22 protein-coding genes are annotated in these 17,921 nt (G+C 34.3%); 13 read left to right on the plus strand and 9 right to left on the minus strand.

The window, feature by feature from the left end; all coding sequences use genetic code 11:
* Window positions 1-2: 2 nt before the first annotated feature.
* From EZM65_RS11375 to EZM65_RS11385, 3 genes are all read left to right on the plus strand, one after another.
* A complete protein-coding gene (locus tag EZM65_RS11375; RefSeq protein ID WP_136668684.1) occupies window positions 3-779 on the plus strand; it encodes an ABC transporter ATP-binding protein in 777 nt (258 codons plus the stop codon).
* A 118-nt stretch (window positions 780-897) separates the two neighbouring features.
* The gene (locus EZM65_RS11380; protein ID WP_136668685.1) at window positions 898-1,359 is read left to right on the plus strand and encodes a DUF6252 family protein; all 462 of its coding nucleotides are present in this window, start codon (window positions 898-900) and stop codon (window positions 1,357-1,359) included.
* A 114-nt stretch (window positions 1,360-1,473) separates the two neighbouring features.
* Window positions 1,474-2,253, plus strand: coding sequence for a dienelactone hydrolase family protein (locus EZM65_RS11385; protein ID WP_136668686.1), 780 nt, complete (start codon window positions 1,474-1,476; stop codon window positions 2,251-2,253).
* Between the two features lie 9 nt (window positions 2,254-2,262).
* Here the strand turns inward: EZM65_RS11385 and EZM65_RS11390 are convergent, their stop codons facing one another.
* The 5 genes from EZM65_RS11390 to EZM65_RS11410 form a co-directional block, all read right to left on the minus strand.
* Window positions 2,263-3,234 (minus strand): Na/Pi cotransporter family protein, encoded by a 972-nt coding sequence (locus EZM65_RS11390; protein ID WP_136668687.1) that lies wholly within the window; start codon window positions 3,232-3,234, stop codon window positions 2,263-2,265.
* Between the two features lie 92 nt (window positions 3,235-3,326).
* Complete coding sequence (locus tag EZM65_RS11395) at window positions 3,327-4,289, minus strand: acyltransferase (RefSeq protein WP_136668688.1); 963 nt, start codon at window positions 4,287-4,289, stop codon at window positions 3,327-3,329.
* A gap of 29 nt (window positions 4,290-4,318) precedes the next feature.
* The gene (locus EZM65_RS11400) at window positions 4,319-5,149 is read right to left on the minus strand and encodes a hypothetical protein (RefSeq protein ID WP_136668689.1); all 831 of its coding nucleotides are present in this window, start codon (window positions 5,147-5,149) and stop codon (window positions 4,319-4,321) included.
* A 2-nt stretch (window positions 5,150-5,151) separates the two neighbouring features.
* A complete protein-coding gene (locus tag EZM65_RS11405) occupies window positions 5,152-5,727 on the minus strand; it encodes a pseudouridine synthase (RefSeq protein WP_136668690.1) in 576 nt (191 codons plus the stop codon).
* A gap of 275 nt (window positions 5,728-6,002) precedes the next feature.
* Window positions 6,003-7,535 carry a glycosyltransferase family 39 protein gene (locus EZM65_RS11410; RefSeq protein ID WP_136668691.1) on the minus strand — a complete coding sequence of 511 codons (1,533 nt, stop codon included), beginning with the start codon at window positions 7,533-7,535 and terminating at the stop codon, window positions 6,003-6,005.
* Between the two features lie 140 nt (window positions 7,536-7,675).
* Here EZM65_RS11410 and EZM65_RS11415 point away from each other — a divergent pair, with 140 nt between their 5' ends.
* Genes EZM65_RS11415 through EZM65_RS11435 form a run of 5 tightly spaced genes read left to right on the plus strand, consistent with a single transcriptional unit; the run spans window position 7,676 to window position 10,978 of the window.
* Window positions 7,676-9,040 (plus strand): DNA recombination protein RmuC, encoded by a 1,365-nt coding sequence (locus EZM65_RS11415; protein WP_136668692.1) that lies wholly within the window; start codon window positions 7,676-7,678, stop codon window positions 9,038-9,040.
* 2 nt (window positions 9,041-9,042) lie between these two features.
* Window positions 9,043-9,420 (plus strand): 6-phosphogluconate dehydrogenase, encoded by a 378-nt coding sequence (locus EZM65_RS11420; RefSeq protein ID WP_136668693.1) that lies wholly within the window; start codon window positions 9,043-9,045, stop codon window positions 9,418-9,420.
* Window positions 9,420-9,968, plus strand: coding sequence for an acyl-CoA thioesterase (locus tag EZM65_RS11425; protein WP_136668694.1), 549 nt, complete (start codon window positions 9,420-9,422; stop codon window positions 9,966-9,968). Before EZM65_RS11420 ends, EZM65_RS11425 begins: the two co-directional genes overlap by 1 nt.
* A 10-nt stretch (window positions 9,969-9,978) precedes the next feature.
* Complete coding sequence (locus EZM65_RS11430) at window positions 9,979-10,326, plus strand: heavy-metal-associated domain-containing protein (RefSeq protein ID WP_136668695.1); 348 nt, start codon at window positions 9,979-9,981, stop codon at window positions 10,324-10,326.
* A gap of 4 nt (window positions 10,327-10,330) precedes the next feature.
* Entirely contained in the window at window positions 10,331-10,978 is a 648-nt protein-coding gene (locus tag EZM65_RS11435) for a cation transporter (RefSeq protein ID WP_136668696.1), read from the plus strand.
* A 16-nt stretch (window positions 10,979-10,994) separates the two neighbouring features.
* Here the strand turns inward: EZM65_RS11435 and EZM65_RS11440 are convergent, their stop codons facing one another.
* Genes EZM65_RS11440 through EZM65_RS11450 form a run of 3 tightly spaced genes read right to left on the minus strand, consistent with a single transcriptional unit; the run spans window position 10,995 to window position 13,123 of the window.
* On the minus strand, window positions 10,995-11,834 hold the full coding sequence (locus EZM65_RS11440; protein WP_136668697.1) for a DUF5777 family beta-barrel protein: 840 nt from the start codon (window positions 11,832-11,834) through the stop codon (window positions 10,995-10,997).
* A gap of 7 nt (window positions 11,835-11,841) precedes the next feature.
* Window positions 11,842-12,597 (minus strand): T9SS type A sorting domain-containing protein, encoded by a 756-nt coding sequence (locus EZM65_RS11445; protein ID WP_136668698.1) that lies wholly within the window; start codon window positions 12,595-12,597, stop codon window positions 11,842-11,844.
* 1 nt (window position 12,598) lies between these two features.
* Window positions 12,599-13,123 carry an ankyrin repeat domain-containing protein gene (locus EZM65_RS11450; protein ID WP_136668699.1) on the minus strand — a complete coding sequence of 175 codons (525 nt, stop codon included), beginning with the start codon at window positions 13,121-13,123 and terminating at the stop codon, window positions 12,599-12,601.
* Between the two features lie 104 nt (window positions 13,124-13,227).
* Between EZM65_RS11450 and EZM65_RS11455 the strand changes: the two genes are divergently transcribed.
* The 3 genes from EZM65_RS11455 to EZM65_RS11465 all read left to right on the plus strand — a co-directional run bounded on the left by EZM65_RS11455 (window position 13,228) and on the right by EZM65_RS11465 (window position 15,118).
* Window positions 13,228-13,578, plus strand: a complete 351-nt coding sequence (locus tag EZM65_RS11455; RefSeq protein ID WP_136668700.1) for a hypothetical protein — start codon at window positions 13,228-13,230, stop codon at window positions 13,576-13,578.
* 25 nt (window positions 13,579-13,603) lie between these two features.
* Window positions 13,604-14,146, plus strand: coding sequence for a YceI family protein (locus tag EZM65_RS11460; protein WP_136668701.1), 543 nt, complete (start codon window positions 13,604-13,606; stop codon window positions 14,144-14,146).
* 66 nt (window positions 14,147-14,212) lie between these two features.
* On the plus strand, window positions 14,213-15,118 hold the full coding sequence (locus tag EZM65_RS11465) for a YitT family protein (RefSeq protein ID WP_136668702.1): 906 nt from the start codon (window positions 14,213-14,215) through the stop codon (window positions 15,116-15,118).
* Here the strand turns inward: EZM65_RS11465 and EZM65_RS11470 are convergent.
* Window positions 15,110-16,066, minus strand: a complete 957-nt coding sequence (locus tag EZM65_RS11470) for an ion channel (RefSeq protein ID WP_136668703.1) — start codon at window positions 16,064-16,066, stop codon at window positions 15,110-15,112. The genes EZM65_RS11465 and EZM65_RS11470 overlap by 9 nt on opposite strands.
* A 52-nt stretch (window positions 16,067-16,118) precedes the next feature.
* On the opposite strand from EZM65_RS11470, the gene nhaA reads away from it, so the two are divergent.
* Together nhaA and EZM65_RS11480 are read left to right on the plus strand one after the other, a co-directional pair.
* Window positions 16,119-17,252, plus strand: a complete 1,134-nt coding sequence (gene nhaA, locus EZM65_RS11475) for a Na+/H+ antiporter NhaA (RefSeq protein ID WP_136668704.1) — start codon at window positions 16,119-16,121, stop codon at window positions 17,250-17,252.
* Window positions 17,253-17,422: 170 nt separating this feature from the next.
* Window positions 17,423-17,896 (plus strand): hypothetical protein, encoded by a 474-nt coding sequence (locus tag EZM65_RS11480; RefSeq protein ID WP_136668705.1) that lies wholly within the window; start codon window positions 17,423-17,425, stop codon window positions 17,894-17,896.
* Window positions 17,897-17,921 lie beyond the last annotated feature (25 nt).

A 17,921-nucleotide genomic window follows, 5' to 3' on the forward strand; every position in this document is an offset into this window, starting at 1 on the left:
CCATGAGAAAAGTACTTCATACCCAAAACCTCAGCATTGGTTACCACACCAAAAAAGAAAATACGATTATTGCCGAAAATCTGAATTTGGAGTTTCTCGAAGGGAAACTAATTACATTAATCGGCGCCAACGGAATTGGTAAATCAACCTTGTTACGTACCATTACCGGAATTCAGAAACCGTTACATGGAAATGTATTCTTAAACGACCGAAACATCAACTCCTACCAACTATCAGAATTGGCACAAAATCTCAGCGTTGTTTTAACAGAAAAATTACCTCCAAGCAATTTAACCGTTTATGAATTGGTCGCTTTAGGACGCCAGCCTTACACCAATTGGATTGGAAAAATGGCTCCTGAAGATATTGAAAAAGTAATCAATGCCATTGAGCTTACTAACATCCAAGAAATTATCCAGAAAAAACATTTTGAAATTAGTGATGGCCAACTTCAAAAAGTATTAGTAGCAAGAGCTTTGGCACAAGATACTCCTTTAATCATTCTGGACGAACCTACAACCCATTTGGATTTACACCATAAGGTCTCATTATTTAAACTGCTAAAAAAATTGTCAACTACTATGGGAAAATGCATACTTTTCTCGACTCATGATATCGATTTAGCGATACAATTAAGTGATGAAATGATTGTTATGACTAAAAACAATATCATTCAGGACGATCCCTGCAAATTGATTGAAATGGGCGTTTTCAATACTTTATTTGATGATGAAGATATTGTTTTTGATTCCGAAAAAGGAAAGTTCATCTTTAAATAATAAACCATTACAATCTAACACCAACAATTTTACCATTTTATTCTTTAAAAAAACGACTCGTATATTTTTAGGAAGTATTTTCTTATATTTTTGTGTCTGAAATTTAATTTAAAAAAATATGAAAAAAATTATCGGGTTATTAGCAATTTTCACATTAATATTATCGGGATGTTCATCAGACGGGGATGGATCTGACAATAATTCTTCAACTTACATAAAATTTAAAGTAAACGGTCAAAGTTACAATTACGAACCGGAAACCATTGTTAGTTTAAAAACATTAGTAGATGGATATACTGGTAATGGCAATACTTTAAAGCGAATTTCTTTATGGATGCCAAATGAAGTTGCTACAGGTACATATCCCATTACTGATACCCCTTCTGATGTAGAAACATACAACGCAAGTTATTCTTCTGAAGGTGAATCAATATATATCGATGGAACGTCAGGAACTATTACCATTACCTCAGTTACTGATGATTATATAAAAGGAACATTTTCTTTTAGCGGTGATAATGAAGGAGCAACTGTAAACATAACAAATGGCGAATTCAAAGCCGATAAAGTAACATTTTAATTAAAAAAGCGGTTAACAAAACATTGTTAACCGCTTTTTTTTGCATTCAAAACCAAATACCTAAAATCATCAAAAAGAACTTTTGTAACTTTAATTCTTCAAAAAAGTAAAATCATGAATACAAGATTTTCTTTCTCAACAATCATTATATTTCTATCAATAATGTCAATACAAGCCCAATTAAGAAATGTTTCTTATACTGATGGCAATCAACAACTGGAAGGTATATTAGCCCAACCTAAAACAATATTAAAACACAAAGCCGGAGTCTTACTTCTCCCAGCTTGGATGGGGATTGAACACAATGCCAAAGAAAATGCCACCGAATTAGCAAAACTGGGCTATATAACTTTCGTAGCCGATATCTACGGAGTGGATAAAAGACCTCAGAATACTAAAGAAGCCGGGCAAATAGCAGGTCATTATAAAACCAATTATCTTGAGTACCAAAAAAGAATTCAACTGGCTTTGGACCAATTGATAAAAGCTGGTGCCAATCCGGATAAAATAGCAGTAATTGGGTATTGCTTTGGAGGTTCAGGAGCTATCGAAGCTGCCCGTTCCAATATGAAAGTACAAGGTGTTGTCTCTTTTCATGGCGGATTGGGAAGAGATGCCACAAGAAATATTGAACCCATAAAACCGAAAGTATTAATTTTACACGGCGCCGATGATTTTTTTGTTCCGGAAGCCGAAATCAAAGCATTTCAGGAAGAAATGAACAAAACCAAAGCCGACTGGCAGATGGTTTACTATGCAAATGCGGTTCATGCTTTCACCCACAAAGATGCAGGAAACAACAAAGCTTCAGGAGTTGCCTATAACGAAAAGGCTGCCAAACGTTCCTGGGAAGCTATGAAGGTTTTCTTCGATGAAATTTTCAAAACCGAATAAGAAAACTGATCAAGTAATTGTTTTTATTATTTTCTCCCTGTTAAATTCTGTTTTTTCAGGGAGAAAATAATTCAATGCTTTTTCAAAAAATGGAACAAACCAAACGAAAAGCAAAACCCCTAAAACATTAAAAATAAAATGAGCATTGGCTAAAATCTTTTCAAAAGCAATTGTTCCGCTTATGTATTTCACAAAGTCAACAAAATAATCAAACAAAGCAAGACACAATAGTATTGACATTAAATTAAACACCAGATGAAAAATTCCTGTTTTAATTCCCTGTCTACTTCCTTTTATTGTTGCCATCAATGTATCACTGCAGGTACCAAGTTCCGCTCCCAGCATAACAGCAATACCGCCTATCAGACTTAAAGCTCCTTTTTTTACCAAAATTATAGCCATACCCACAGTTGCGGAAGAAGATTGGATTATCACAGTAACTAAAGCTCCGGTCAGGGTACCTTTAATAGGATTGTCCATGGCATGCATCCACTGTTCAAAAATCGGCTCGCTTTTTAATGGCGTTATTGCTGTTTCCATAATAAACAATCCAAAAAACAGCATACCAAAATAAATCAAAAGCCTGCCCGTTTGTTTCATTTTCTCTTTTGAGTACAACAAAATCATCACCATTCCGATAACAAGAAAAATAGGAGAATACTTCGTTATATCGAGCGCAATAATCTGACTGCTGATTGTCGTTCCAATATTTGCTCCCATCACTATACCCATAGCTTCTCTGAATGTCAGTAAACCAGCATTTACCAGAACAATTGTAAGTATGATAACAACTGATGAAGAATCCAGAATAATGGTAATGACAGTTCCTGTCAAAATAGCTGTAAAAAGATTTTTGGTAAACCGCAGCAACCATTTTTTGGGCTTTGCCTCAGTAACTTTTTTTATAAGATCTGAAAGATTTGTAATTGCATAAAGAAATAAAACAAGCCCTCCCAACAATGTTAAAACAATCTCGCTCATAATGTTTCATTTAAAATATATACTAATTTACATCTTAAATGTTAAGAAATTGTTTCTAAAATATTAATTATCAATATTTTAAAAACAATAGACTATAGAAAACACGAAAATTTCTTATTGACTTTATCCACAAGCCACCACAAACCAAGCGCCAGCAGACAAATTATTGGATATTTGACCAACCAATCGTAAAATCCCTTTTCCGGCAAAAATTCATTTACTATACGGATGGCATAAGGATGACATAAATAAACACCCAAAGAAAGTGTTGGATGTATAGTTGCAGCTGTAACCGGTTTTGATTTCTTTACCCAGTAAAAAACAAGCATACTCAGTAATGGAAGTACAATCAGAAAATCCATAGCTTTAACACCATGCATATAATAAAAACCAACTTCAGTCATAAGCAACAGCCAAAGCGGCACTAACAGACTTTTTATTTTCTCAATTTTTGATTTCCATGATTCATACATAGTACCTATCAGCATCATTGGAAAAGCAAAAAATAAAAAGTTCCTGGTTGTCCCAATGACTTCATATAAGAACTGAAGATCCAAATTACGATGGATCAAATCGGCTTGAATTAAAATCTGATATACATAACCAATCACCAATAAAGCGATACTTAGAAATGCTTTTGAGGCCAAAGAAAAATCCCTGATAAAATATAAAATTCCAACTGCCAATACAGTCGCTAGCAAATACCATAAATGCCAATAACCATAAATAAGTTTTAAAATCATACTGGTATGCGAAAACCAACCTAAATAGTAAAAGCGGTACAAATCCGGCAGATAAATCAGCTGCCAAACGATATACAACAACAAAATACGTTTGGCATATTTCCACAAATACGCTTTATCATTTAATTTATTCCGTAAAAAATAACCTGAAATCAAAAAGAATGTCGGTACTGCTATACGGGTAATCCCGCTGGCAATTTCATACGAAATCAGCCCTTCAATTCCTCCAATTTTAGAAACAGGAAAAACATGCAGTGCAATGACTAAAAATGCCATTACTACTTTAAGTATGTCAAGGTTGTTGTTACGCATAAAAGAGATAGAATGTTTTTAAATCTTAATTAAGAAATGTTCTTATTTTGAAATCTAATTCTGTAAACCCTAATACAATCTTCTAACTTCTCCATAGAAATATTTGTTTTATCCAGAAGGATTTCGTGACTTCCTTTTCCTTTAGCAAAGAAAGTAAAATATTCCTCAGAATGCTTACCCAATCCTCTTTGTTCTACATAGCAATAAGGTACTAAATCCCAGGTGAGACAACCAAATTCAGGTGTTGTTATCCCGTTATCATTCATTTTAAACAAAGCGGTCATAAGGAACAATTTTCTAGCATTTTTATACATAAAATATGCTCCAACTATAATTATTACCCAACCAAAAGCAATTTTACCTTCATATTTCAAGGCAAAACCTAATAAAACAACGACTCCAAAAACTATAAAATTTGCTAATGCTTTCCATTTTGAATAAGAAACTCTGATTTCTGAAGGAATTGAAGGGTCATCATGATAAATATCTTCTATCTGAAATTTCTTTTCCAGTTGTTCCAATCTTTGACGTTGATGATCATTTATTATTTCTGTTTTATTGAGCCAACTATTGTCTGAATGAATCAAATTGTATCGAATAGCTTTTCGTTTTAATTCATGTACATTTCTTACATTTTCATATGCCCAGATTTTCCACTTAACAACATTATAACTCCAAAAAAGACATCCTAAAATAATTCCGAAAACAATAGAAATTAAAATTATCCATGGGGAAAATTCATAAAAAAAAGCTAGAAAACCCACTAAAATAGGAAGCTCAAAGATTATTAAACAGGGAACCAACATTAAATATATTTTCCCTTTAGTAATAGCTTCTTTAACAGATACTGTATTATTCATTTTTATAATTCATCAAAAAAATCGGAAACTTCAATCACCTCTCCTGTCTTCAAACCATCCAACCTGACATCACCAACTCTAATTCTGACCAGCCGCAACGTAGGAAATCCAACTGCTGCTGTCATTTTTCTTACTTGACGAAATTTGCCTTCAGTCAAGGTAATGGAAACCCAACTTGTAGGTCCGTGACGTTCATCACGTATGCGTCTTCCTTCGCCAATGTAATTAGGTAAAACTTCTATTTTATGAGCCTGACAATTTTTGGTAGTGTAGCGAATACCTTTGAAACCAATTTCAACACCGTTTTTTAACTTTTCAATAGCTTCATCAGTGATAAGCCCATCTACTTGAGCAAAATATTCCTTTTCAATGGTCTTGCTCCGCACAATTTCACTCATCATCCCATCAGTGGTTAAAAGCAAAATGCCTTCAGAATCTTCATCCAATCGACCTATTGCCATTGTTCCTTCTGGGAAATCATACAATTCGCCTAATTTCTTCTTAGGGCGTTTCTTTTCATAAATAAACTGACTTAAGTAACCGTGTGGTTTGTGGAGGATAAAATGGCGGTGTTTCATAATATTCAGCAAAAATACAGTTATTCTAAAACAAACATCATTAATTTTATAATTCTAAAACCTATTTGATGGAAAAATATTTTGAGTAATCAAACGGTGAACTCGAACAACATTTAAAAAATCTAATGCAACTTCATTTCATGATTTCATTACTAAAAATATTACTTTAAAGACAAATTTCATAGAATTGTTGGCGACTCATTTCACAACTGATATTTTAAATCAGAAACAGCTAAAAAAATTCATAGTTCCTGAATTGGATCCTTTTGATTAGCTCATTCTTTGCTTTCAGTAATCCATTTTTTCAGCACTGCTTTAATATCTGTTTTTGGCTTTTTCAAGATAAAAATTGTTGTTCCATACTCGCGTGCCAAATTGTTTTGAACCGAATCGAAGTCTTCCACTGTAGAAAATATTTTTCCGTAAAATGTTTTTGCTTCCAATTTATTTTCAGCTTCCTTAACCAAAATAACCGTTTCTATTTTTTTATCCAAAGGAAACCAATTGACATAATCGGCATTGAAAGAAACGGCACTAACCGATTTATTCTTTTTGTAAAAATTGATTGCCCCTGCCTGACCATAATTATCACATAAAACCATTACATTATCAGTATCCCCGATAATTCCCAAAGCTTTATCCGTTTTTTGAGCCAACTCCTCCCAACCCAGCATATCTGCAAAATCCTGCGGTAAATCATGATCGTTACCGTCTTCCCATCGCAACATACCTAATTCTTTATACTTTTCAGAATGCTCTTTTATGTATTTAGGGCTTTTGTTGGGAAAAGCCAATTGATACATAGGCATAAACAGTAATAACGGAATCAAAATACATACTGGTCTAAGGTATAACAACCACTTTTTTTCTAATAATTTTTCAGTATAAACGGCACCAAAAGCCAATAAGACAGGATAAAGTCCTATTGTGTAATAGGCTTTCCCATTTAAAATCACGAAAAAGAACATTGTCATAATAAATGACCAAAAAAACACCCTGTAATTTCTAAAAGGTTTATAGATCCAAAACCCAATAAAACTGATTAACAGCACAAAAAAAGAACCAAGAAAGAACAAAATCTGTTCTTTAAAAAAATCGGCTTTATCTATTTTCTGCAGTTGGGTTTCCTGCAATTCCTTCATATGGTGCACAACCGGAAAATTATTTTGATATTGCCAGATCAAATTGGGCAGAACAATTACAAAAGCCAATCCTACTGCATAATACAAATGCTTATTTACAAGTACTTTTCGCTGTGACGTAAGCAGTAAAGCGGGAATAATTCCCAAAACAAGAAACGCTATGTTGTATTTATTCAGAAAACCAAAAGCAAAGCTGATTCCTGCCGCATACAACCAATTGTTTTTTTCCGTTTTGATGTACTTGATAATTGCATAATAAACCACTGTCCAAAGCAAAATATCAAGACTGTTAGGCTGATACAAAATATTTATCCGGAGTATCACGGAGAACAACACGGAAATTGCTCCTAAAACCAAAGCAAACCAGCCACCATTCAATTCTTCAATAGTTTTCCAAACCACAACAAGAGTCAAAGCCCCAAACAAAGCCGGGAAAAATTTAATCCAGAAAACCGAATTCCCAAGCAGGTAAATAAGGTACGATATCCATGAAGTCAAAGGCGGAACAGAAATAAAGCCCCAGTCCGGATGCTGTCCCTGATCCAGATGTAAAAATTCATCTCTGTGCAAGGTATAATCAGAAGACACTAAATGAAATTGAAGCGCTATTTTCAGAATAATAAAAACAACTAAAACTATATTTCTTTGGATAGAATTTATTCTCATGCAATCTGTTATAAATAATGCAATGTAATAAAATTCAAGTTAGCTGGAAAATGAATAATTTTAGACCGTCCAATTGTTGACATCTTTACCTTTTATCAATAATTTTATTTCCTTATTTTTACAAAAATAAATCACAATCCATGTCAGACACCATCATCATACTAGCCGCATTTATTATTGCTTTAATCATAGGGATTTTCATTGGCAAAGCATTATTTTCAGCCAATTCGAAGTCGGAAAAAGCATCATTGGAAGAAAAAAACAACGGATTGATTTCCCAAATCGAGCAATTAAAACAACAGTTTCAAGCGGAAAGAAACCAATGGGAAGTGCAATTAAAAAACAGCAATACCGAAAAAGAGACCATCCGTATTGAAAAAGATTCTTTGGCCATTCAGCTGACTAAAAAAGAAGTCGATTTTGACAATCTACTGGAACGTAACAAAGAGCAGAAACAGGAAGTAGAACAGCTTCAGGAAAAATTCACCAAAGAATTTGAAAATCTAGCCAACAAAATACTGGAAGAAAAATCGACCAAATTCACAGAACAAAACAAAGAAAACCTCAAAAACATATTATCTCCCCTACAGGATAAAATCCAGCATTTTGAGAAAAAAGTAGAAGATACCCACAAAGAAAGCATTGATTACCACGCTGCTTTACGCCAGCAAATCTTAGGATTAAAAGAACTTAACGTTCAGATGAGCAAAGAAACTTTAAATCTGACCAAAGCCTTAAAAGGTGACAGCAAAATGCAGGGGAACTGGGGCGAATTGGTTTTGGAGCGCGTGCTGGAAAAATCAGGATTGGAAAAAGGCCGTGAGTACGAAGTACAGCAGAGTTTTACCACCGAAGAAGGACAACGTGTTCAGCCTGATGTGGTGATTAATCTTCCTGACGGCAAGAAAATGATTGTCGATTCCAAGGTGACTCTTACCGCTTACGAGCGTTATGTAAACGAAGAAGATGACAGTTTAAAAGAACAATACCTAAAAGAACATGTTATCGCTTTAAAGCGTCACGTTGACCAACTGGGAGAAAAAAACTATCAGGATTTATACAAAATTGAAAGTCCTGATTTTGTTTTACTTTTTGTACCGATAGAACCTGCGTTTGCCATCGCTTTACAGGAAGACGCAACGCTGTACAACAAAGCATTCGAAAAAAATATTGTAATTGTAACACCTTCCACTTTATTGGCAACACTACGTACCATTGACAGTATGTGGACCAATCAGAAACAACAGGAAAACGCTTATGAAATTGCCCGTCAGGCCGGAGCTTTATACGACAAATTCGAAGGTTTTGTGGCCGATTTGATTAAGATAGGCAAACGTATGGATGAAGCAAAAGCGGAATATGGAAGTGCCATGAACAAGCTGGTGGAAGGAAAAGGGAATCTGGTTACCAGTGTTGAAAAACTCAAAAAAATGGGAGCTAAAGCTAAAAAGTCACTCCCGGAATCTATAATAAACAGAGCTGAAACTAACGAACTAACAAACTAACTATGCTACGAAAATTCTTTTTTATCGCTATTGCCACAATTATTGTGGGCTTTACCGCTTATTTCACTTTTTTATATTACGCAACCTTTAGTGAAGGATTCCGTTCGGGTGAACTTATAAAAATCAGCCGTAAAGGAATGATTTTCAAAACCTGGGAAGGTGAATTAAGCCAGGGAGTAGCCGGTGCGCAGATCTTTAAATTTTCAATTTTAGACCAAGATGAAAAGGTTATCCAGCAAATGAAAGAGCTACAGGGTGAATATGTAAAAGTTACTTACGAAGAGAGATACAAGACATTTCCCTGGTGGGGTGATACGGTTTATTTTGTAACCGAAGTGGTAAAAGAGGATTCTCCTTTTAAAGTTAAAGTGAATCAGTAATGAGTCATCAGTTTAAAACCGTAAAATCATCAAAAGTGGTAATATCTGAACTGATGTTGCCTTCACACACCAATTTCAGCGGTAAAATTCATGGTGGTTACATCTTGTCTTTACTGGATCAGATTGCTTTTGCCTGTGCTTCAAAGTTTTCAGGACATTACTGTGTAACAGCATCGGTTGATACCGTTGATTTTCTGGCCCCCATTGAAGTAGGCGAACTGGTTACCATGCGGGCTTCTGTGAATTACACAGGTAACACTTCTATGATTATTGGAATTCGGGTTGAAGCAGAAAACATCCAAACCGGAAAAATAAAACACTGCAACTCCTCTTATTTTACTATGGTGGCTAAAGACGAAATCGGAAACAATGTTCCTGTCCCAGGATTAATCTTATCTACCGACGATGATATCAGACGTTTTTACAACTGTATAAAAATGATTTCCAATAAGAAGGAAAAACAGAATCATGAAATGACTTTCGATTATAAATCCGAAGATGCATTGTCACATTTGACTAATTTCAACGTTCAATTAGAAATACTTTAAAAAAACCATAATGAAAAAAATCATATTTATCCTTTTTGCATTCCTGACTTTCTCAACAGTTTCTGCACAGCAAAATAAAAATCAGAAAGCAGTTATCAAAACCGCTATTTATTGCGACCATTGCAGGGAATGTGAAACCTGCGGAAAAAATTTTCAAGCCAACATGCTTAAAATTAAAGGTGTGAAAATGTATGAACTGGACGAAAAAAACATGACAATCACCGTCTATTTCAATCCGCAGAAAACTTCTTTGGAAAACATCAAAAACAGTATTTCAAAACTTGGTTATGATGCTGACGAAATAAAAGCTGACGTAGCTGCTTATGAACAATTGGACGGATGCTGCAAAAAAGCATGATACCATGAAAACACTAACGGAAGGTCAAATTCAAAAACTATACAGTATTGCGTTTGGACTTTCGTTAATTACGGTATTCTACAATATTGCCGAAGGTATAATTTCCACTTATTTTGGGTTTGAGGATGAAAGCCTGGTTTTATTCGGTTTTGGAATCGACAGCTTTATCGAAGTTATTTCGGGTCTGGGAATCACACATATGATTCTCCGCATCCGAAAAAATCCTGAAAGTAAAAAAGATAATTTCGAAAATCAGGCTTTACGCATCACCGGTTTTTCTTTTTTCTTATTGGCTGGCGGGCTTATAATATCTGTCGTTATCAATATTTATACGCACCAACAGCCTGAAACAACTTTTTGGGGAATTATTATTTCAATACTTTCGATTCTTGTCATGTGGACACTGATAACAGCAAAAACAAACGTAGGAAAAAAATTGAACTCACATGCCATTATTGCAGATGCACAATGCACAAAAGTATGCCTGTACATGTCCATTGTATTATTAACCAGCAGCGGTATATACTACATAACACATTTCCCATATATTGACAGTATAGGAACTATAGGAATTGCTTATTTTGCTCTTAAGGAAGGTCTGGAATGTTTTGAAAAAGCAAAAAGCAACAATCACCGTTGTGATTGCCAATAATATCAAACAGGAAAAATTAAAACACCCTTACCAGATTAAAACCAAAAAAGACATCCCCTTTACCCCAATCGCCCGTTGCATTAGCCAAAAATCCGGCCTCATGCATGGCCTGGGCGTTTGTAAAATGCATTTGGAATACATGTCCGCCGGTTTCTATATCAACACCCACAGACAAGGGATTCCTGTAAACAGACGTTGAAGAACGATTCAAATGAGCTGCATAATCCAAATTAACAGAAACTCTTTTAGAAACTTTATACCTTCCTCCCATTCCAATTGCAAACTGACTGTTATCCTGATTATTATCAATTACAAAATTTTCATGAAAGTATGTTGGAACCAGCTCCAGCGAGAATTTGTCATTGAATTTCCGGGAAATCAAAATCTGATTCACATATATCATTCTGTCTTTGAACTCCATTTTGGGATAATTAGATTTCTTCATCTGATTGTTAAACCCTAAACTGTTAAATCCAACAAATGTAAAAGGGAAACCATTCTCCTTTTGAGAAACAATCAAATACTTGGCTGAAAAATCATAAGCCTGTTCACTTCGTCCTGCAGCCAATGAAATTTTATCTGTAATTCCGTAAATAAATTTAATTTGGGTAACTGCATTATCCAAACCGAAAAAACCTTCAAAACCCTCTTTTACAGATCCAAACCGATGAGCTACCACAAAGTACAATTCTTTTTTTCCAAGAAGTTTGGTAGATTCTAAATTTACGATTTTCATTGCTTTAAAAGCAGCCACGACTTTTGCATCTGCATCTGTAGAATCTATCTGAGACAACAAATCATCCTGTGCAGAAATAGACTGACAAAAGAAACTGCAGATAATCAGCAAATACTTCATACGCAATTCAATCTATTATCAATGTTTTTACAGCATTTCCATATTCAGTTCTCAACACCATCATATAAGAACCTTTACTTAAACCTGAAACATTCAATTTATTATCTAAAGTGGAAATCTCCTGTTTCATAATTACCTTACCAAGTGAGTCATAGATTTTCGCTTCTCCTTTTGTAACCTTTTCAGGGAGTTCAAACACAAAAAATTCTTTTGAAGGATTTGGATATACTTTTAGGGTATCCATTAAAAAGTCCTCAGTTCCCAAAGATAAGTTTGCTGTTAATGTACCGCAATTCCCTAAACCATGATAACCTATTAAGGTTGAACCTGGACGTCTCGCAAAAATCACATTCAACGGCTGAGCCGAAGCAGGAAACGTATAATCGGTTGATTCTGTAGCAACTCGTGCTCTTGTCATAACAACTGTTCTAACGGTTGAATTGACGGTATTTGAAGAAAGTGTCCAATTTTGCGTATCTGTAGGTGGAGTTGTACCAACACCGTCAAAACTCCTGTCTGATATGTTAGTCCCATTAAAAATAATAACATCTTTACCAGTATCATCCATCGTTGTTGCATCAAAACCTATGCCCAGCCAACTGGTGCTTGGACCTACTAAAGTTACAGTAACCGTTGTACTGTTTACATCAATTTTTCCGGAGTAGTCACCAAAAAAGGTCATAGTTCCGGTGGAATAGTTTTGCCCCATAAGACCAAGTACAGAGAAAATTATGACCAAAAAAGCAAGTACATTTTTTTTCATATTATTTAGTTTTTAAAATTTGAATCATCTGATCATCATTTGCAATAACAGCATAATCAAAAGCTGTTTTTTTTCGTATATCCGCCAAATCCACATTCGCTTTGTATTGAATCAACAATGATGCTATATCGTATAATTTAAAATTTACTGCATAATGCAAAGCCGTTGTTCCATTCTTATCGGAAAAATTTGGATTTGCCCCATTTTTCAACAATAATTTCACAATTTGAATATTATTTTTCACCGAAGCCGCCATTAACGCCGTTCCCATCCCACTTGTACAATCAATATTTTTGACCTTTTGAACGATAAATTCAACAACCTCATAATTATTTTTATAAGAGGCTATAATCAATGGTGTATTTCCTTCCTCATTGACCGCATTAACAATATCAGGATTCTTTTTCACCAACTCAATCATCTCATTTACATTACCCGTTCGCGCGATTGCAAAAACATCCGATTGGGAAAAACCGGTCATTGGCATACACAAAACAATCAATAACACTTTAAAAATATCACTCATTTTTAATAAAAAAATAATTTATTCTATCAAATTTAACAATATTTTTATTAATATTTTACAAAAATTAAACTAATTTTAATTACTCAATCACAAACACAGGTTCTATGAAAAAAGCAATCATTCCATCACTTTTTTTTCTTATTACAAGTTGTGAAAACCAAAGCGAATCAGATTTAACAAACCCTGTCCCGGAAAAAGCGACTTACAGCAAAGATGTTAAATCCATCATTGACAACAATTGCATAATCTGCCATACCGCTCCTCCAAAAAATGGAGCACCAATGCCATTAAATTCGAAGTTATCAGTACAGGACGCCATAATCAACAAAGGATTAATCAACCGGATATCCCTGCAGCAAGGAGATCCTGATTTGATGCCTTACGGAGGAACCAGACTGCCACAAGTCAGTATAGACATAATTATAAAGTGGCAGCAGGACGGCTTTCAGGACTGATTTTTTAACTTAAAAAATGTCATCAATGAAAACTTTAGTATTTTTTTTACTTGGTAACGTATTTCTCTCAGGTTTTTATGCGCAGGATAAAATCCTAACCAAAACCGGAACCACTGTATTCGAAGCATCAGTTCCTTCTTTTGAAGAAGTAAAAGCAACCAATAAAAATTCCGGATGCATTCTAAACACAAATACTGGTGAAATTGTCGGCTTGATTCTCATAAAAGGTTTCAAATTCAGACTGGCACTGATGGAAGAACATTTCAATGAAAATTACATGGAAAGCAGCAAATACCCAAAAGCAGTTTTTAAAGGCAAGGTGACCAATTTCAACTGGAAAGAAGTCGGTTCAACTCCACAACAGTATGACATAAACGGAACAATGGAAATACACGGGAAATCAAAAGAGATTACTATACAAGCTAAAATTTACAAAAAAGAAGATGCCACTATACTAACCTCTGATTTCATATTGAACACTGATGATTATAACATTGAACTCCCTCTATTTATAAGAAGTAAAGTTGCCAAAAAAGTAAATGTTACAATTAATTACCAATTGAGATAAAACGTTTTTTACAATAACATTAACAACAAACCATTATACTTTTTCATATTTTGCAAAAAAACATATATGCCCAATAGATTCAACAGAAAATTACGTTCACGATACCTAAGAAAACTAACTTATTTAAGCAGTGCAAAAGATTTGTTTTTTATAGGCACAGGAATTATTTTAGCCGGCATTGGTTTAAAGGCATTCCTGCTTCCCAACCATTTTCTTGATGGAGGCGCCACAGGAGTATCCTTGTTGGCAGAGCGGATTACAAAGATTGACCTGTCTATTTTAATTGTTGTTATAAACATTCCTTTTTTACTTTTTGGCGCCAGACAGATTTCAACAACATTTGCGCTTAAAAGTGTTTTTGCGATATTTTCACTAGCAATCCTAATCCACTTTATTGAACTTCCCATAATTACATCTGACAAATTACTTATAGCGGTCTTTGGCGGTTTTTTCCTGGGTGCAGGAATAGGAATGACAATAAGAGGCGGTGCTGTAATTGATGGAACCGAAGTTTTAGCCATAACCGTATCCAGAACCAGCAGCTTAAGCGTTGGTGACTTCATTGCATTGTTTAATGTTGTGCTTTTTTTGACAGCTTCATTATTAATCAGTATTGAAACCGCCATGTATTCAATGCTGACTTATCTTTCTGCTTCAAAAACGGTTGATTTTATTATTAATGGTATTGAAGAATATATTGGTGTCCATATCATTTCAAGAAAAGCCGATGCCATCAAACAATCAATCATCCACAATTTGGGAAGAGGTGTCACAGTCTTTAAATCTGAAAAAGGGTACGGCTCTTCCGGAGAAGCAGAAAATGAAGGAAAAGTTCTTTTTTGTGTCGTTACCCGCCTTGAAGTATCGAAACTGATTTTTGAAATAGAAAAAATTGACCCGAAAGCTTTTGTAGTACAAAACAGCATTAAAGACACCAAAGGCGGCATGATAAAGAAAAGACCTTTACATTAGGTCAACATTTTTAAACTCATTCAATTTATCAAGATGCAAAATGGTAGTATTCATACTGTCATCATCTTCAAACATTGGCAAAAATTTGGCTCCATAAACAACTTCATCAAAAGTATATGAAGTCCTTCTGGCCACAACAGTACTGAACATATCATCAAAAGCATTGATGTATAAAATAATTTCGCCGCTTTTACCCTTAAAATCTTCCGCTTTAAACTCAAACAACGGACTGTCTTCTGTAATAGGATGAACAATAGTCCAATTCAAGGTAAGTAGGTTAATCACATCATATTCTAAATCCAAATTAAAAAATTTATAAACCTTTTTTCCTTTTTCTTCAACTTCCAAACCCATTGTCAGCTTTGCAGTTGCATCAGAAAGATTGACATTTTTAAACGGAGCCAATCTAACCATTAAAGCTTTCCCATCATTAAAAGGTGCAATAAGTGCGTTTTCAGAAAAAAGAATATGCGCCTTAGGCTTACTAAAACGCCCATAAAGCAAACCTGTCGCAATGGCAAAAGCAAGCAATCCCGACAAGGCTTCCAATGCCGCTGTAAAACTTATCCAAAAACCTTTAGGGCTTATATGTCCATAACCCACCGTTGTAAACGTTTGTGCACTAAAAAAATAAGCCTGTCCGAACTTTTCAATTTCAGTTACCGCAGTAACACCATTTAAATTCTCTATCCCAATCAGGTAATAAACACAGGTGAAAAATAAATTGATAAACAAAAAAACACTCAGAATTACCGTAAAGAATTTCAAGCCTGGCATTTCCAACAACGTATGAAACCAACTGATTTGATCAATAAAAGGAATTCCTGTTTTAACAACATTTGCTGAACCGTCTTTATTGATAAAGCGTCCTCCGTAATTTTCAGGATTTGAACCGAAACCCGTTTGGGTTGCTGCTAATATTTTTTTCCTTTTCCTGGTAAAAGCCATAAATTGAGGTTATTTCTTGTAAATTTACCAAAATTCCTTAAAAAACTGACTCGTGAAATTAACTAAACTTTTTACTTCTTTTTTTGAAAGCGAAAAAGCCAGTGGCTTGATATTAATATTCTGTACAATTCTTTCAATTGTACTAACCAATTCAAATTTGGGAGAATCCTATCAACATTTATGGCATTCTAAAATCGGAGGTTTAAGTATAGAACATATCATTAATGATGGTTTGATGACAATTTTCTTTTTGATGATTGGTTTAGAGTTAGAACGGGAAATCTATATAGGAGAACTTTCCAATATAAAAAATGCAATGTTACCCATTTTAGCCGCAGTTGGCGGAATGGTATTTCCTGCTTTAACATATTTTTTCTTTAACAACAACACTCCATACAGCAACGGAATTGGGATTCCAATGGCTACCGACATAGCTTTTGCGATAGGAGTTTTATCATTATTAGGCAATAAGGTTCCTTCTTCATTAAAAGTATTTCTGACCGCTCTGGCAGTAATTGATGATTTAGGAGCAATACTCGTCATAGCTTTATTTTATTCAACCAACATGGACTGGGTTAATCTGGGAATTGCAATAGGCCTGTTTGGTATTTTACTACTCATGAACCGATTAAAAATTTACCGTCTTTGGCCCTATCTTTTTTTAGGTCTTTTCATGTGGTATTTCATGCTTTATTCGGGGGTACATGCTACTATTACTGGTGTATTACTTGCATTTGCCATACCTTTTGAAAATGGGACTAAGAAAACTGTTTCTTATCAACTTGAACAAAAATTACACTGGCCGGTTGCTTTTATTATTCTTCCTTTATTTGCATTGGCAAACACCGCAATTTCATTGCAATTTAATCCAAACGAAGGTTTATTCCCTGTTTATGGTCTAGGAATAATTTTGGGATTAGTTCTTGGCAAACCTATAGGCATCACATTATTTTCTTGGATATCAGTAAAACTTAAAGCAGCTTCTTTACCGGACGATTTAAACTGGAAAATGATTTTTGGAGCAGGAATTTTAGGAGGAATTGGCTTTACTATGTCTATATTTATTGCTCTATTAGCTTTTACAGACGCAACCGTTATTAACAATTCGAAACTATATATTATTATAGGCTCTCTTATTGCTGGTATTTCGGGATTATTTTATTTAAAAACTGTTTTAAAGAAATAAAAAAGTCTTAAACGGGAACCTTTACTTTTAATCTATCTAATTCGTCCAGAATACAATTCGCAACACAAATGACCATTTAATCGATTAATATTGCACTATATCTAGAAAACAAGCTTAACATATCTGTCAAATCAATAATTTATTATTTTCACGGCCTAAAAACAAAAACCATGAAAAAATTATTTATTGTTTCGAGCTTTATTATTTTAAATTGCTTAACTGTTTCTGCTCAAGAGAGACAAAAAATAAGAGCTGTGAACAGCACTGATATAAAAATTCAAAAAGCAGAAGAAAAAAAGCCGGCTGTGGAAGAATTAATAGCGCAACTTCAAAATGAAATAAATCAATTGAAAGCTGAACTGGAAAAGCAAAAAACAGCAACAGTAGTAAATTACAAAGTACTGGATTATAGTATCGGTCAATTAAAGGCAAAAGATAACGAAGTTGATACCAGAATTAACGATGTTGATTCTAAAATTAACCTGAATTTTTCAAAATTTGAAAAACACGTCCATTCTATGGGATCTTATCGAATTACTGGATTTGTATCATCTAAATTAGATTGCTGTGCTCAAAACGTAAAAGTAGCTACTGCAGATTCTTCCGATAATTCAAACACTACAGGAAAACCTATTTCTCAGTAATTTAACAACTTAAAAGCCATAAAAA

The organism is Flavobacterium sp. H122 (assembly GCF_004959765.1).
GTDB lineage: Bacteria > Bacteroidota > Bacteroidia > Flavobacteriales > Flavobacteriaceae > Flavobacterium.

Coding starts and splice junctions, on each gene's coding strand:
- EZM65_RS11375 (WP_136668684.1), top strand. CDS start 3: ATGAGAAAAGTACTTCATACCCAAAACCTCAGCATTGGTTACCACACC.
- EZM65_RS11460 (WP_136668701.1), top strand. CDS start 13,604: ATGAAAACTTTAGTATTTTTTTTACTTGGTAACGTATTTCTCTCAGGT.
- EZM65_RS11385 (WP_136668686.1), top strand. CDS start 1,474: ATGAATACAAGATTTTCTTTCTCAACAATCATTATATTTCTATCAATA.
- EZM65_RS11405 (WP_136668690.1), bottom strand. CDS start 5,727: ATGAAACACCGCCATTTTATCCTCCACAAACCACACGGTTACTTAAGT.
- EZM65_RS11480 (WP_136668705.1), top strand. CDS start 17,423: ATGAAAAAATTATTTATTGTTTCGAGCTTTATTATTTTAAATTGCTTA.
- EZM65_RS11455 (WP_136668700.1), top strand. CDS start 13,228: ATGAAAAAAGCAATCATTCCATCACTTTTTTTTCTTATTACAAGTTGT.
- EZM65_RS11395 (WP_136668688.1), bottom strand. CDS start 4,289: ATGCGTAACAACAACCTTGACATACTTAAAGTAGTAATGGCATTTTTA.
- EZM65_RS11400 (WP_136668689.1), bottom strand. CDS start 5,149: ATGAATAATACAGTATCTGTTAAAGAAGCTATTACTAAAGGGAAAATA.
- EZM65_RS11445 (WP_136668698.1), bottom strand. CDS start 12,597: ATGAAAAAAAATGTACTTGCTTTTTTGGTCATAATTTTCTCTGTACTT.
- EZM65_RS11390 (WP_136668687.1), bottom strand. CDS start 3,234: ATGAGCGAGATTGTTTTAACATTGTTGGGAGGGCTTGTTTTATTTCTT.
- EZM65_RS11430 (WP_136668695.1), top strand. CDS start 9,979: ATGAAAAAAATCATATTTATCCTTTTTGCATTCCTGACTTTCTCAACA.
- EZM65_RS11425 (WP_136668694.1), top strand. CDS start 9,420: ATGAGTCATCAGTTTAAAACCGTAAAATCATCAAAAGTGGTAATATCT.
- EZM65_RS11465 (WP_136668702.1), top strand. CDS start 14,213: ATGCCCAATAGATTCAACAGAAAATTACGTTCACGATACCTAAGAAAA.
- EZM65_RS11415 (WP_136668692.1), top strand. CDS start 7,676: ATGTCAGACACCATCATCATACTAGCCGCATTTATTATTGCTTTAATC.
- EZM65_RS11420 (WP_136668693.1), top strand. CDS start 9,043: ATGCTACGAAAATTCTTTTTTATCGCTATTGCCACAATTATTGTGGGC.
- EZM65_RS11435 (WP_136668696.1), top strand. CDS start 10,331: ATGAAAACACTAACGGAAGGTCAAATTCAAAAACTATACAGTATTGCG.
- EZM65_RS11450 (WP_136668699.1), bottom strand. CDS start 13,123: ATGAGTGATATTTTTAAAGTGTTATTGATTGTTTTGTGTATGCCAATG.
- EZM65_RS11470 (WP_136668703.1), bottom strand. CDS start 16,066: ATGGCTTTTACCAGGAAAAGGAAAAAAATATTAGCAGCAACCCAAACG.
- EZM65_RS11440 (WP_136668697.1), bottom strand. CDS start 11,834: ATGAAGTATTTGCTGATTATCTGCAGTTTCTTTTGTCAGTCTATTTCT.
- EZM65_RS11380 (WP_136668685.1), top strand. CDS start 898: ATGAAAAAAATTATCGGGTTATTAGCAATTTTCACATTAATATTATCG.
- EZM65_RS11410 (WP_136668691.1), bottom strand. CDS start 7,535: ATGAGAATAAATTCTATCCAAAGAAATATAGTTTTAGTTGTTTTTATT.